The organism is Methanobrevibacter sp., assembly GCF_045126245.1.
In the GTDB taxonomy this organism is placed as follows: Archaea; Methanobacteriota; Methanobacteria; order Methanobacteriales; family Methanobacteriaceae; genus Methanocatella.
This window is the reverse complement of the sequence record NZ_JBGVOG010000125.1, coordinates 1-13268: the sequence shown is the minus strand read 5'-3', so window position 1 is coordinate 13268 and position 13268 is coordinate 1. Positions and strand designations below refer to the sequence as shown.

General features: G+C 34.1%; 18 protein-coding genes. 10 read left to right on the top strand and 8 right to left on the bottom strand.

The window, feature by feature from the left end:
• Window positions 1-47 precede the first annotated feature (47 nt).
• The 4 genes from ACJMLZ_RS09005 to ACJMLZ_RS08990 all read left to right on the top strand — a co-directional run bounded on the left by ACJMLZ_RS09005 (window position 48) and on the right by ACJMLZ_RS08990 (window position 4171).
• Window positions 48-227, top strand: coding sequence for a hypothetical protein (locus tag ACJMLZ_RS09005; protein ID WP_405305288.1), 180 nt, complete (start codon window positions 48-50; stop codon window positions 225-227).
• 9 nt (window positions 228-236) lie between these two features.
• Window positions 237-509, top strand: a complete 273-nt coding sequence (locus ACJMLZ_RS09000; RefSeq protein ID WP_405305287.1) for a hypothetical protein — start codon at window positions 237-239, stop codon at window positions 507-509.
• 183 nt (window positions 510-692) lie between these two features.
• Window positions 693-2420: an MATE family efflux transporter gene (locus tag ACJMLZ_RS08995; protein WP_405305286.1), complete on the top strand. Its 1728-nt coding sequence runs from the start codon at window positions 693-695 to the stop codon at window positions 2418-2420.
• Between the two features lie 56 nt (window positions 2421-2476).
• Window positions 2477-4171 carry an ATP-grasp domain-containing protein gene (locus ACJMLZ_RS08990; protein ID WP_405305285.1) on the top strand — a complete coding sequence of 565 codons (1695 nt, stop codon included), beginning with the start codon at window positions 2477-2479 and terminating at the stop codon, window positions 4169-4171.
• Between the two features lie 6 nt (window positions 4172-4177).
• Here the strand turns inward: ACJMLZ_RS08990 and ACJMLZ_RS08985 are convergent, their stop codons facing one another.
• From ACJMLZ_RS08985 to ACJMLZ_RS08965, 5 genes are all read right to left on the bottom strand, one after another.
• Entirely contained in the window at window positions 4178-4621 is a 444-nt protein-coding gene (locus ACJMLZ_RS08985) for a hypothetical protein (RefSeq protein ID WP_405305284.1), read from the bottom strand.
• A 2-nt stretch (window positions 4622-4623) separates the two neighbouring features.
• Window positions 4624-5112, bottom strand: coding sequence for a hypothetical protein (locus ACJMLZ_RS08980; protein ID WP_405305283.1), 489 nt, complete (start codon window positions 5110-5112; stop codon window positions 4624-4626).
• Window positions 5113-5309: 197 nt separating this feature from the next.
• On the bottom strand, window positions 5310-6263 hold the full coding sequence (locus tag ACJMLZ_RS08975; RefSeq protein WP_405305282.1) for a ketopantoate reductase family protein: 954 nt from the start codon (window positions 6261-6263) through the stop codon (window positions 5310-5312).
• A 48-nt stretch (window positions 6264-6311) separates the two neighbouring features.
• Window positions 6312-7022 carry a PD-(D/E)XK nuclease family protein gene (locus ACJMLZ_RS08970; protein WP_405305281.1) on the bottom strand — a complete coding sequence of 237 codons (711 nt, stop codon included), beginning with the start codon at window positions 7020-7022 and terminating at the stop codon, window positions 6312-6314.
• Window positions 7023-7119: 97 nt separating this feature from the next.
• On the bottom strand, window positions 7120-7584 hold the full coding sequence (locus ACJMLZ_RS08965) for a hypothetical protein (RefSeq protein WP_405305280.1): 465 nt from the start codon (window positions 7582-7584) through the stop codon (window positions 7120-7122).
• Window positions 7585-7705: 121 nt separating this feature from the next.
• Here ACJMLZ_RS08965 and ACJMLZ_RS08960 point away from each other — a divergent pair, with 121 nt between their 5' ends.
• Complete coding sequence (locus tag ACJMLZ_RS08960) at window positions 7706-8248, top strand: flavodoxin family protein (protein WP_405305279.1); 543 nt, start codon at window positions 7706-7708, stop codon at window positions 8246-8248.
• A 36-nt stretch (window positions 8249-8284) separates the two neighbouring features.
• Window positions 8285-8521, top strand: a complete 237-nt coding sequence (locus tag ACJMLZ_RS08955; RefSeq protein WP_405305278.1) for a 4Fe-4S dicluster domain-containing protein — start codon at window positions 8285-8287, stop codon at window positions 8519-8521.
• On the opposite strand, the gene ACJMLZ_RS08950 is transcribed toward ACJMLZ_RS08955, so the two are convergent.
• The gene (locus ACJMLZ_RS08950; RefSeq protein WP_405305277.1) at window positions 8514-9317 is read right to left on the bottom strand and encodes an NAD(+)/NADH kinase; all 804 of its coding nucleotides are present in this window, start codon (window positions 9315-9317) and stop codon (window positions 8514-8516) included. The genes ACJMLZ_RS08955 and ACJMLZ_RS08950 overlap by 8 nt on opposite strands.
• 93 nt (window positions 9318-9410) lie before the next feature.
• Between ACJMLZ_RS08950 and ACJMLZ_RS08945 the strand changes: the two genes are divergently transcribed.
• Together ACJMLZ_RS08945 and ACJMLZ_RS08940 are read left to right on the top strand one after the other, a co-directional pair.
• Window positions 9411-9833, top strand: coding sequence for an NUDIX domain-containing protein (locus ACJMLZ_RS08945; RefSeq protein WP_405305276.1), 423 nt, complete (start codon window positions 9411-9413; stop codon window positions 9831-9833).
• Window positions 9834-9843: 10 nt separating this feature from the next.
• Entirely contained in the window at window positions 9844-10926 is a 1083-nt protein-coding gene (locus tag ACJMLZ_RS08940; protein WP_405305275.1) for an acyltransferase, read from the top strand.
• A 12-nt stretch (window positions 10927-10938) separates the two neighbouring features.
• Here ACJMLZ_RS08940 and ACJMLZ_RS08935 read toward each other — a convergent pair whose 3' ends face one another.
• Window positions 10939-11235, bottom strand: coding sequence for a putative quinol monooxygenase (locus ACJMLZ_RS08935; protein ID WP_405305274.1), 297 nt, complete (start codon window positions 11233-11235; stop codon window positions 10939-10941).
• A 176-nt stretch (window positions 11236-11411) separates the two neighbouring features.
• Between ACJMLZ_RS08935 and ACJMLZ_RS08930 the strand changes: the two genes are divergently transcribed.
• Complete coding sequence (locus ACJMLZ_RS08930) at window positions 11412-12365, top strand: malate dehydrogenase (RefSeq protein WP_405305273.1); 954 nt, start codon at window positions 11412-11414, stop codon at window positions 12363-12365.
• 10 nt (window positions 12366-12375) lie between these two features.
• Here ACJMLZ_RS08930 and ACJMLZ_RS08925 read toward each other — a convergent pair whose 3' ends face one another.
• The gene (locus tag ACJMLZ_RS08925; protein WP_405305272.1) at window positions 12376-12897 is read right to left on the bottom strand and encodes a nitroreductase family protein; all 522 of its coding nucleotides are present in this window, start codon (window positions 12895-12897) and stop codon (window positions 12376-12378) included.
• A gap of 101 nt (window positions 12898-12998) precedes the next feature.
• Here ACJMLZ_RS08925 and ACJMLZ_RS08920 point away from each other — a divergent pair.
• Window positions 12999-13268: hypothetical protein (locus ACJMLZ_RS08920; RefSeq protein WP_405305271.1), on the top strand; the 270-nt coding region annotated here is incomplete at its 3' end.

The window sequence follows — 13268 nt, the reverse complement described above, 5'->3', positions numbered from 1 at the left end:
AAAAATATAATTAATAATGGAGGAATTAGTCATTTTTTTACTTTAATATTTTGAAAATCGACTCTATTGATAGATTAAGAGATATTAGAGATGCATTGCTTGTTGAACAAGGAATCAATCCTACCCGTCAAGGAGAACAAGCTATTAAAGTGGTTGTCGAAAGAATCGATGAAATTCAAGCTACTTTAGATAAATCTGCAACAAAAAATAAGAATAGAAACAGATAAGTGATTTTTGTGATAAGACGTGTTACAAGTAGCAGGAGATTGCTTAGAAAAAGGATGTATAAGGCACCCCATGCCCGACATAGGAATGCTACATATTATCGTGAAAACAAATGTTTGGCCAAACCTTATCAAAAACAATTTAAGGATGCCCATGCTCCTGTTATTAGACGTAAAAGACGACCTAAAAGAGAGGTTATGTCCGGTTTCAAGATGTCTTACAGATATAAATATTATTCCCAGGATGTAATCGATGATGAGGAAATTGATGATGAAGAGATTTAATCGATTTCCAATTTTTTCTATTATTGTATCATTATTCTGATTTTTAGCTGCTTTTTTTTTTAAAAATTTAATTTTTTCATATTTAAAATAATATTTTTATATTCCCAAATCAAATATAGTTTTGAAGTATGTTTTTAATCAAGAAAAACAATACACAAAAGAAGTGCTGGACTGAAGATAATAATGGAATATGAGAGAAATTTTAAGCTATTGAATAATAACTTCAAAAAATTGTTTTTTCCAACATTGATGGCCTCAATAGCAGGCAATTTTGCAATTATTGTTGATGCATTTTTCATTAGCCTTTTTATGGGCCCCATATATTTGTCTGTTGTTCAAAGCATGCAGCCTCTGTTGTCTTTTGAAAATGTAATCTATTGGATGATGGGAATAGGCGGCAGTATTTTATGCACGGGTGCAAAAACAGATTTTGATGATGAAAAAGCAAATGCCATATTTACGATTTCAATTGTAACTACAGTAATCGCCATTTTATGTTTGACCTTATTCTGTTATGCTTTTCCTGATTTCATAATTGGGTCGTTAACAGATTCTAATCTCTTGAAAGCATTTATCAGTGAATATTATTATATGGCTATACCAGGATTTTTATTCATGTCATATATGGTATGTTTAGCTTATTTCGTTAAAACAGATGGTTTTATTAAACTACAATTCAATGCTTTTTTGATTTGCAATCTCATAAATATGATTTTTGATGTAGTATTCATGAAGTTCTTAAACATGGGAATTTCAGGAGCTGGACTTGCACTCACGTTAGGTTCAGTCGTATCGGCAATTTATATCACCGTATATTTCTTCAATCCTCAAAGATCATTAAAATTCATTAAAGTAAAATTTTCACAGATAACCGGCTATTTGGCAGGTATTTGTAAAGCGGGATTCTCAATTTCTTCAATACCATTGTATATAGCGTTGAAATTTTTATTTTTGAATTCATTGATAAGCATATATTTGGGAGAACTTGGTCTTTCAGCATTGAACATGTGTCAGAACACTATATTTTTGGTGGAAATATTCATTCTAGGTACTTCTCAGGCACTTTTGCCTATTGTAACGGTTTATTATAATGAAGAGGATTATAATGGTGTAAAATATGTTGTTGATAAGTCCCTAAAGATAGTTATTGCATTCGGAATATTCTTCACATTGCTGTTTTTAATTTTCCCGCAAACAGTACTGTTCATATTCAATGTAACCAATCCAAATTATATTCCTACGGTGTTGAATGTTATTAGAATATTCTCTTTAAGTATTTTAGGATTCAGCATAAATTACATGTATTTATTCTATGCCCAATCCGTGGAGTTTAATAAGTTGGCGAATTTAATCATACTTCTTGAAGGGTTTATTCTTCCTGTGATTTTAGCATATGTATTGTCAGGCCTTTTTGGTGTGTACGGTTTTTGGATTTCATTCGTAGCGGCTGAACTATTGACACTATTGTTCATTTTCATATATTCCAGATATATTGCCCGAAAGACAGACGGCGAATATTCCGGATTTTTCCTAAACAGACGTTATGATGACAATGAGCGCAGGTTTGAATTTACAATTGAGGGAAATAAAGAGGATGCCATTAACTTATCCAAGGAGGTTAAAAAGTTTTTATCTGATTCCAGATTTGCCTATCCTGTAAGTTCGGCTCTTGAGGAAATTGTATTTTATATTATTGATGCAAACGAAAAGGTGGATTTTATTGATATAATAATTCGTGAAAAAGATGATTCTATGAGAATTTCAATTAAAAATTCTGGAATTAGCTACAATCCAAAGGAGGATATTGATTTGGACTCTGTATATATTTCAAAATTAAATGAAATAGCCGATGATATAGAGTTTTCGCAAATTTTAGGTTTAAACAATACTGTAATTACAATTAAAAATTAAAAAGGGAATAGCTTAATATTATTTCATTCTTAAATTATTATAAATAAGTGGTAATCATGAGTAATATAATCATTGTTCAATGCATGTCGACGGGTATTAATTATGTTCAAGACATTATCGATAGAAATCACAATCCCATTATTTTGGAATTGAAGCTTCAAAATGACTCAGATGAAGCAAAACATTACATCGAGGATGTTAGAAGCTGTTATGATTTGATAGATAATGATTTTGATTTGATTTATGAAAAGGATTCCTATGAAGAAACACTTGAAATGGTTAAGGCATATGATCCCTTATTGATTGTTCCAGGAACTGAAGAAGGGGTAATACTGGCCACCAGATTATCCAATGATTTGAATCTTTTATGCAATCCTATTGAAAATATTGATGCGATGACTTTAAAAGATGAAATGCATAATCGTTTGGCTGAAAACGGCCTTCGCTGCATTAAGGGAAACGTTGTCAAATCAGTGGAGGAAGCCATTGACTATTATGAAAGGGAAGGCTTGAAAAAGGTTGTTGTAAAACCTGTTTACAGTGCGGCATCTGTTGGCGTTAAGATCTGTATGAATAAACAGGAGATGATTAGGGATATTGATGAATTATTTTCATTGAAGGGCGTTTATGGAAATGATATAAATGGCATATTGATTCAGGAATTTATTGATGGTGTGGAATATGTGGTAAATACTGTATCCTGCAAGGGTGTCCATCGTGTAACTACAATCTGGAAGTATAATAAGGTTAATACATCTGAAGGGGGTCATATTTATGATTATGATGAAACTGTTGATGAATTGACTCTTGGCGAATCAGAAATTGTCGAATATGCCTATGATGTATGTGATGCTTTAGGAATTCAATATGGTCCGGTTCATGGTGAGTATATGCTTGATGAAAATGGACCAGTTTTAATTGAGGTGAATTGCAGGCCGCATGGAGGCAATATGGAGGCAAATTTTTTAGATAGGATTTCCGGTCAACATGAAACTGACAGTTCCCTGGATTCCTATTTAAATCCGGATAAATTTAATCATGAACGAAAAAAGAAATATGAACTATTTGCCAAGGGGGTCATCAAATCTTTCATTGTTCCAAAGGATATGATTGCCAAGTCTGCACCAATTGAAAACATCAGCACTAAATTAAAAAGTCATTATAAAACCAGGATTACTCAAATAACCGAAGCCCAACCATTTTTAAAAACACAAGACATGGAAACAAGCTGCGGGGATGTTTATTTGGTTCATGAAAATCCATATCAGGTTTATAAAGATGTCAATCTTTTACGTGATATTGAAAGAAAAGCCTTTCAACTGGTGTTGAGTGAAGAAGATGAAAATGAGATTCACGTTGAGCAGGATGAAATTTATGGCGACATTGAATCTCTATGTAATCAGGCTACCGATTACGGAACAGGTTTATTGGTTACAGATAATGTGTTTGAAGATTTAGACATATTGCAAGTGAGCCCTGAAAATATAAAAGAACTTAACGGAAAATTTGACTGTGTCATTGTTAATTTAAACAAAAGTTTAATGGATATACAGGATTATGGTACTGTAACTATATTTTTGGAAATTTTGGATAAAGTTAAAATAGGCGGTTTGATTATTGTTCCAAAGACTACTTATGAATTCATGCCTAATTCGAGAGTTGGTGCAGAAGCTTTAATCAAGTCTTTGGATTTAAAAATAGAATTGCCTTTGCACCATATGCCAAGAATGATTATAGCATCCAAAAGGTAATGAATTTTAAAAGTTTCCGTTTCTGTCCATATTGAAGTTTTGTGAGTGGGGATTAATGACAAATCCCTGGAAATATTTGTCCTCTTCAGCTATTTTGGAAATGTCATCTGGAGTCAATACCTTCATTTCCAGTTTATCCAAAAATAGACTTGATATCTTGGCGCTTCCGACAGCATATTCCCTAATGTCTGTAAATATTGGGATGATATATTCTTTGCTTGACTCTGTTAGAGTAAGTTTGACGGGTCTGTCTATTTCATCAACCAATGTAAAGTAAATCTCTTTAGGATATGTGTTTTTAATGTTTGTTTTAACAGCTTCAAGCTCAACTGCATCTTCACTCTTAAGCTTTTTAGCCATATCCGCATAAATTTGGATATAATCCTTAAGCTGGCTTTTGGAAGCTTTCACATTGTTTTTCTGATAATCTTCATAATCTTTAGGGTTCATATCTACTCACAACAATCGTGAACGTCTTCGCCGCCAATAACGAAGTCCCATTGAGGCGCATTGATTGCAAGACCTACAAAGCCTTCATCTTCAGCATAATCGCTAATGATTTCATTACCTATTTGCTTGTCGCAGATGAACTCATTTTCACCGAACTGTTCTTTAAACACTTCAATAGCTTCATCGGCTTCTGCTTCATCAGTATAAACAGGAATTACAAATTCCTCTTTTTCGTCATCTTCTTCACTAATGATCAATGCAACTATTTCCTTGTCTTCGCTTTTCGCATTCAACACGACGATGAACTCTTCATGGAATACCTGATGTTCGATTTCATGGTAGATTTCACCTAACTCTTCGAGCTGTTCCTTGTTATCCTCTTCAAAGGACTCGTCAAGTTCATCATTCTTATCAAGAGCATTTTCGATTTTTTCGTTTAAATCATCATCAATTTCAATAAATTTTTCTACTAATTCTTTAAGTTCGCTCATAATATCACAGTAATATAAATTATAAAATAAGTTTTTAAAAACAAATGAACATTCTCTTCCTAAACACCACTAAAGGAATACAAACGAATGCTCATTTCAACCATCACCATTGTTCATATTATAAAAAAATAGTATATAACAATATGAACAATACTATTTTAATTTTCAATATATATAAAGGTTTAGTATTGAATCGGTTATTTGAAGTCATTTTCAATAGTTTTGATTAGGTTATAGATAATTCTGTTTGCACTTACATCAACATTATTTTTCATTCCCAATTCGATGACCTTGCCATTCAACGATTCGATTTCGGTTTTTATTTTCCTTTGGATGTCCTGGTGGGTTGAGGAGTAGTGCCCATATGTATCCGGGACAAGCTTGGAGTAGAATATGTCTTTGTATTCATCTGATGAATCCCAAAGGGTGGAGTATCCAGCTGCATTTATGACTTCAAATATTTCATCTATTATCTTGTCCATAATCTGTCTGGAATATTCGCTTTCGGTCAGTTTTCCGTAATTCACATCAAGTATAGCACCTAGTGGATTGAGTGCGCAGTTGTAAAGCATCTTTGCCCATAGGTATTTATCCACTTCGTCTGTAAGTTCACATATGATTCCCGAATCGGTAATCATATCAGCTATTTCCTCCAGGCTTTCTGGGCTTTCATGCTGTAGAGATCCGATTAGAATAGGTTCGGTGTATACTGTCACTTCACTGATGTGCCTTTTCGGACGTCTAAAACCGGTTATCACCCGTGCAGAGAAAACTTCCTTTTTGGAAAAGTATTTGAGATAGTATTCATCGTTTCCAAACCCGTTCTGGAAAATGATTATCTTCCCGTTTTCCTTCAATATCCTTTTGTTTTGATTCAGGTTTTGAGCAATATCCTCATTTGCGGTGGTTTTGCTTGTAATAAAGACATAATCGAAAAGGTCACTTTCGATGCTTTCATAATCCTCATAAACATTGATTTCTTCACTGCCAAAGGAATAGTGTGCAAACAACCCGCATCTTTCAATTCCATTTTCCCTGATTGCGCAGGCGGTTTTTCCCCTTGCAAAAATTGAAATGTCTGCGCCCTGTGACTTGACTGATGCCGCAAGACCTATTCCGACTGCACCAGCCCCAATTATTAGAATGTTCATATAAATAGATTTGTTCGTTCATCGATATAATTTTTTACAAAAAAATGGCTATAGGTAATCATCGCAGATGTCCTTGTATGTGCAGTACCTGCACAGGAACTGTTTTCGGGCAGGAAATTTTCCATTGTTGATGCTTTGCCTAACATGTCTCAATGTATCCACGGCTTCATCGATTTCATTTTGATTGAGGTATTTGCGCTTGTTGTCTTCTTCACATACATCCAACAGTCTTAATCTGCCGTTTTTTGTGAAGAACACGCCCACTGCAGAAACTTTTCTATTGTATACATTTTCGACAAGGAGCTTGTAGTAGCACAATTCCCTTCGGTATTTGGAAAATGAGCTTGATTTGCTTGTCTTATAGTCAATAACTACAAGTTCATTGTTCTCATCTTCCAGGATAATGTCGCATATTCCTGAAAATCTGTTTTCCTCATCAAGCAGATATTCCTCATTTGAAAAGAGAGAATAGTTGTTTTCAGAGAATATCTCATCAAAAAAAGAGCTTAAATTATCAATATGCGTGGTCAGGTCATATCCCATATCCAATTCATGAGCTATTTTCAGAAGTTCGTTGTATGTGTCGATATCTGAAATGTCGTCACCGAACTTTTCGGTAAATTTCTCGGCAATAAGGTGAACGTCGCTTCCAAGAGCCATATATTCATTTTCCGGAACTTCAATTTCATCGATGTATTGAAACTTAAATTCCAACGGACACTTGAGATATGAGTTGACTTTCGATTTCGATAATTTCATAAAATAATTTATGTTGAAAGTTTTTAAAATAGGTTTTGAAGTTTTTTTTAAAAAAAAATAGGTTTTGAGAGATGAACTCTCATTAAATTAAACTTTATTAGATTGTATCTATAAGTTGCTTACAGTGGTTAATGAAATAATCACTGTTTGCATAAGTGGTGTTGTATCCACTCATATGGTAGTTTTTACCGTTTTTGTTGAAGTAAATGTCTGTATTATAATTCGCACTGCCTTCATTGTACAGGAAATAAACGGTAACTCCCTTTTGGTCTATTTGCTGACTTGAAGTATATGAACTTCCATTAGCCAGATTCTGATAAATGGCTGTAATGTTTGTGGAGTTGCTGATTTCTTCAAGTTCGATGTTGACTCCTGTTTTGTTATCCAAATATCTGACGGCAGTATCATTTATTACAGTTTCGGTAAAGTTGTCAAGTTCTGGAAAACCAGTATCCTGATTTGGTTCAGCTTTTGGAGTTAGGATATCAAATCCGTTAACACTAACATTCATTCCTACATAAATAACAATTAGAATCATAAGCAAAGCGTATAGCTTCTTCATAAATTCTCACCTAATTACTTTATTTGATTTTTAAGTATATATAATTAATTTAAGCAGTTAACTAATATTTATATATTTTTTTAAATAAACTATTATTATCAATTAATTGGAGATAATAAAAATGAAAATTATAGCACTACAAGCAAGCCCACGTAAAGGCGGAAATTGTGACGTATTGATGGATGAAATGATAAAGGGTATTGAAGAAAACGGTGGCGAAGTAGTCAAATATTACCTTGAAGGTGAAGACATCGCCCCATGTAAGGCATGCATGTACTGTGCTGAACACCCTGAATGTGTCCGCGATGATGACGGAAACAAAATTCTAAATGATTTGGTTGCTGCTGACGGTGTGATATTTGCAACTCCGATTTACTATGGTCAGATGTCAGCTCAGGGCAAATTAATCATTGACAGATTCTACAGCATAGGTCAAAATCCTGACAAAAGCTTATCCGGTAAGGCCGCTTTAATTTTCACTGAAAACCAGCCTGAAGGAACATATGCAGACTACATTGAACTTACCAAGTTTTCACCATTCACATTCATGGGATATGATGTTATCGGCCATGTGGATGCAGGCAGTGCCGGTCCTGCGGGAATCGTTGCAGAAGAGCAGGAAGACAAGCTGAAAGAAGCATATGAACTTGGTAAAAAGTTTTAAGTTAAATTAAAACTTTTTTTTTATTTTTTGATTTAAATGGGTTTAGGGTCTTTTTTTAAGAGAAACAAGAAAAATAAGATTGAGGAAGTTGTAGAATCCCACATCGACATCAATTCGGCTGGTTGTGATGGATGTGAGAAATGTTCCATCGCATGCCCCAATAATGTTTTGATTTTGGCGGATGACATTATGTCAGTACGGGATTCTCAGGTTTGCAAAAGCTGCAGGGTTTGTGTGGCAATCTGTCCGAACGATTGCATTACGGTCAATTGATATTTTCACGAATAGTATCGATGAAGCTTCTGTTTTCAAGTTTGATTATTCTGGTTGTTTTGTCTGATTTTCTAATTCGAATTATATCTTCGCAGAATATTTCAATTGGGATGCCATCGTATAGAGCGTAAGCTGCCGTATTGTTTCTGAGTTCTGTTATTTTGATGTCCACGACTGAAGTGTCGGACAAGGAAAGGCTTCTGTTGAGTATGCTGTGGGGAGCTATTGGCGTTAGGGTAATTATATTTGCGGTAGGATCAACGATAGGGCCCCCGCAGGACAGGTTGTAGGCAGTCGAACCTGTAGGGGTACATACAATCATTCCGTCTGCGGTATATGAATTGATTAGTTTTTCATTAATATTAACATCAAATCTAACCACTCCAAGTGTGTTTTTTGAAATAGCTATTTCATTTAGTGCTGGAGGTATTTTGATGATTTCACCGCTTTTTTTAATGATTTCCCCTTCAAGCATTATCCTTTCTTCAATATAATAGTCATTGTTCAAAATGTCTTTTAGGGCATTTTCAATATTTTCGGGAGAAATTTCAGTAAGGTATCCCAAACTGCCTGTGTTTATTCCAATGATTGGTTTTCCACAAGTCAATCTTGAGGATTCAAGAAATGTGCCGTCTCCACCGATTGAGATAATAATATCCGCATCATCAATTTCACTTATTACTTCAATATTCAATTTTTTTGCAATTTCAACTAATTTTTCCTTTGTTTTTGAAGAAATAACCTTGTAATCATCTGTATTAATGAAGATTTTCATATAAAAAGATATGTTTTTCATTTATTTTAATTCTTCTTTTTTTGAAATATCTTATTCAATCTTTTAGTAAAAATTTAATAGTTACTGATAATATATACTTATAAAGGTGTTAAGATGAAGGACATATGGGGATTAGCCGTTAGGGGAATATGCGAGGTGGAAGGCAAGGTTCTGCTTCTTAAAGTCAGGTCAAAATCAAGTCATGATGCAAGCAAATGGGAAATTCCGGGAGGTAAGGTCAAGAAGGGAGAATTTTTTGATGATGCACTCAGAAGGGAATTCATTGAGGAAACCGGAATTGAAATTACCATAGAATCACTATTCAATGCTATCCAGAATAACTACACTGCGTGCAAGACAAACGAACAGGTGAAATCCATTCAGCTTATAATGAAAGTAACGGCTGATGTCAGTGAAGTTCAGATTAGTGAAGAGCATGATGAATATAAATGGTTTACAAAAGAGGAGGTACGGGAATTATATAATAATGATCTCCTTTCAAAAGCGGCTAAAAATGCACTTGAAAAGTATATTTGATTGATTTTTTATGAGTAAAACAAGAATTTTTTATTTGGATGAGTTAAGGGCATTGGCAATTATCGGAATAATATTCTGCCATGTATCCGTATCCTTTGTTTATAGCAATATGGGTAGCAGTCTATTGTATATATCGGCATTTTTCGATTGCTTTAGGGATTTCTCCATACCCATTTTCGTAATGATTAGTGGGGCGCTTCTTTTAAACAGGGAGGATTCCTTTAAGGATTTTTTTAAAAGAAGACTATCAAGATTGCTGATTCCGTTTTTCTTTTGGGTTGCAATATATGTCATTTACTCATTTGTTTACATTTATCATGGAATTGACTGGAGTGCAGCCATTGACATATTCTTCGGAACATCTGGGACATTGGGAGTTGCATTCTGGTTTATCTGGATGATAATTATAGCATATTTTGCAATATTTCTTATCAATAAGGCAATAAGCATAGGCAGTAAAAGATATGAAAATTTCGACAATAAGTTCATTGGCTTTTTAGCGGTTTTATCAATTCTTTATATAATGATAGTTCATTTTGGCTTTTTCAGTCCATATGGCTCAAAAATCATATATTTCCTGTCATTCATGAGCTATATAATAATCGGATACTGTCTGGTAAACTTCAATTTCCTTTCAGATAAAATAAGCCCGTATAAGATTGCATTAGTAACACTCGCCTTATTTTTGGCATCATATTTCTGGTATATATTCGCTTATGTAGTGCCTGTGTCAATGTCACATGGCAGGTTCATATATTCAGGATATTTCAATCTGTTGATTCTTCTGATTTCTGTAAGTCTGTTCCTATTTTTCAAGTATCTCTCAAAAACCGGCATTTCACAAAACATTGAAAATAAGGCAATAGGACAAGTCCTCAGCATAATCAGTGCATACAGTTTCGGAATTTATTTGTGCCATTATGTTGTATTGCACCGTTTGAAAGTGAATATTTCAAAAATGATAGTTTTGAATAATCAAAATCCATTGATCTGGATTCCAATTTTGGTATTTTTAACTTTAATAATAAGTCTGGTGATTTTATGGGTTTTAAATAAAATTCCATATCTAAAAAAATTTTCAGGAAAAAATTAAAAAATAGAAGAATTATAGGGAAAGCTCTTCAGCGCCTATAACCTGGATGTCCATCTTTTTGACAAAGTCTTGGGTTTCACTACCGAAGTTTTGGAAGTGAGGGGATGCCATATGTTTTTTCAATGCATCTGGTGATTGCCATTTTTCAACAAATGTTAATGTGTCATCTTTTAAAGATTCCAACAATTGATAGTCAATGTTTCCTTCTTCAGAAAGAGTATTTTCTATCAAATCATCTGACAATTCAATGACTGTGTCTTTACAACCTTCTTTAGGATATATTTTAGCTAAAACTAGAATGAAATCCATGATTTTATCTCCTTAATACTTGTTAAATGTAGTTAATGATTTTATGATATTTAATTATTTTGTTTATTTTTTGCCAATAATTGTTATGATGTGGTTTATTTTAGATGTTTAAAATTGTTTTCATAAAATATTTAAATTATTAAAGTTTTTTATAGAATAATTTACAAAATATAAATATGGTAAAGGTAAGTATTTTAGGATCAACTGGTGTAATCGGTAAAAATGTTGCCTTCACATTGGCACGGGCCGATACGGTTGATGAAATAGTTTTATATGCAAGACCCCAAAGTGTTGAAAAAGCTAGGGGAGAAACATTTGACATGTATGACGCTTTGGCGGCAGAGGATATTGACTGCACATTAACTCCAACTTCTGATTTTAATGATATTGCCGATTCTGCTATTGTATTGATTACTGCGGGCGCTCCAAGAGAGGAAGGAATGAACAGGCGTGATTTGGCAGTTCCAAACGCAAAGATTGTAAGGGCCTATGCTAAACAGATTGCCCTTCATGCACCCGATTCTATAATTCTGGTTGCGACAAATCCTGTTGACGTAATGACTACAGTGGCATTGGAATACTCCGGATTTGATAAGAATAGAGTTATTGGAATAGGAAACCACCTGGATTCCTTAAGGCTGAAAAATTATTTTTCAAGATTTTTAAACATCAACAGTTCTGAGGTTCATACAAGGGTAATAGGTGAGCATGGAGACCATATGGTCCCTCTTTTAAGTTCAACAACCATAGGGGGTATTCCCTTAAAGTATTTCATTCGTGAAGTTGATGTTGATGTGAAAAGGCTCATTAAAAGGCTTAAGAATGCTGGAAATACCATCATCAGCAAGAAGGGGGCTACGGAATACGGTCCTTCATATGCGATTTCAAACTTGATTTCAACAGTAATTACAGATAGCCATAAAATCTTAACTGTCAGCACATATCTCGATGGCCAAATCGAGGGTGTTGAAGGTGTATCATTGGGGGTTCCGGTTGTCTTATCAAAAAATGGAATAGCAATGATTGTGCCTATTCATATGAATGATTATGAAAAAGAGAAGTTTTTTGAAGCCTCAAAAGTCGTTAAGGAAACTACTGAATTTGTTTTAAATGAACTGAAAGAGGATTAAAAAAGTAAAATTAAACTAAAAAGTGAATTCTACCTTTATCCATCTCCTCAAGAGTATGCGGCTTTACTTCACTTGCAGGCATTCCGAGTGCAAGTATTCCCACTACCCTGAAATAATCGTCAATGCCGATTATGTCCTTTACAACTTCTTCTGAATCTTTGCCCTCAGCAGTCTGTCTTAAGTGTATTTGAACCCAGCAGCTGCCGACATCCAAACTTGCAGCCATCAGATGCATATATCCAAGGGCTATTGAAGAGTCCTCAATCCAGGTATCTGAAATTAGGGCGTTTGCAACAACAACAATAGCCTTGCTTGAATTTGCCAGCATTTCCGCACCTGTTTTTTTGGATTCGGATAACCTTTTAAGTGTGTCCCTGTTTTCCACAATCAAAAAATTGCATGGCTTTCTGTTTCTGCTTGTCGGGGCTAAAAGACCTGCCTGCAGAATTCTGTCAAGGTCTTTTTTTGCAACATTCTCTTCACTGAATTTACGCACGCTTCTTCTTTTGAGCAATAAGTCTATAAACTCCATCAAATCACCTGAAATCTTTAAATATATTAACAATTTAAATACAAATATTTAAAAACATTAATATAAATATATCTAAATATATTGTTCATTGGAGAATTGCGATGGTTATTGAAAACTCAAAAACTAGTGAAATAGACAAATTGAAATCTCCCTTAAAATATGATGAATTAAAGGTTTATGACGGTAAAGGAAATCAATTAAGCTGTATTGAAACAGTTTCTGATTTAAAATTTATAGTTGAACCTAATCCTGCATTTTTAAGTGAGGAAGAAATTTTGGAACATGCTCCTGAATCTAGGGAAGCCGCAAAAATCAGGCTTCAAAGGGGCGTTGGCACAAACTCTGATGTATTGTTGATTTATGATTCCGTT

Bases quoted from the DNA above. Each gene is read 5' to 3' on its own strand.
- ACJMLZ_RS08995 (WP_405305286.1), top strand. From the start codon at position 693: ATGGAATATGAGAGAAATTTTAAGCTATTGAATAATAACTTCAAAAAA.
- ACJMLZ_RS08990 (WP_405305285.1), top strand. From the start codon at position 2,477: ATGAGTAATATAATCATTGTTCAATGCATGTCGACGGGTATTAATTAT.
- ACJMLZ_RS08985 (WP_405305284.1), bottom strand. From the start codon at position 4,621: ATGAACCCTAAAGATTATGAAGATTATCAGAAAAACAATGTGAAAGCT.
- ACJMLZ_RS08980 (WP_405305283.1), bottom strand. From the start codon at position 5,112: ATGAGCGAACTTAAAGAATTAGTAGAAAAATTTATTGAAATTGATGAT.
- ACJMLZ_RS08975 (WP_405305282.1), bottom strand. From the start codon at position 6,263: ATGAACATTCTAATAATTGGGGCTGGTGCAGTCGGAATAGGTCTTGCG.
- ACJMLZ_RS08970 (WP_405305281.1), bottom strand. From the start codon at position 7,022: ATGAAATTATCGAAATCGAAAGTCAACTCATATCTCAAGTGTCCGTTG.
- ACJMLZ_RS08965 (WP_405305280.1), bottom strand. From the start codon at position 7,584: ATGAAGAAGCTATACGCTTTGCTTATGATTCTAATTGTTATTTATGTA.
- ACJMLZ_RS08960 (WP_405305279.1), top strand. From the start codon at position 7,706: ATGAAAATTATAGCACTACAAGCAAGCCCACGTAAAGGCGGAAATTGT.
- ACJMLZ_RS08955 (WP_405305278.1), top strand. From the start codon at position 8,285: ATGGGTTTAGGGTCTTTTTTTAAGAGAAACAAGAAAAATAAGATTGAG.
- ACJMLZ_RS08950 (WP_405305277.1), bottom strand. From the start codon at position 9,317: ATGAAAAACATATCTTTTTATATGAAAATCTTCATTAATACAGATGAT.
- ACJMLZ_RS08945 (WP_405305276.1), top strand. From the start codon at position 9,411: ATGAAGGACATATGGGGATTAGCCGTTAGGGGAATATGCGAGGTGGAA.
- ACJMLZ_RS08940 (WP_405305275.1), top strand. From the start codon at position 9,844: ATGAGTAAAACAAGAATTTTTTATTTGGATGAGTTAAGGGCATTGGCA.
- ACJMLZ_RS08935 (WP_405305274.1), bottom strand. From the start codon at position 11,235: ATGGATTTCATTCTAGTTTTAGCTAAAATATATCCTAAAGAAGGTTGT.
- ACJMLZ_RS08930 (WP_405305273.1), top strand. From the start codon at position 11,412: ATGGTAAAGGTAAGTATTTTAGGATCAACTGGTGTAATCGGTAAAAAT.
- ACJMLZ_RS08925 (WP_405305272.1), bottom strand. From the start codon at position 12,897: ATGGAGTTTATAGACTTATTGCTCAAAAGAAGAAGCGTGCGTAAATTC.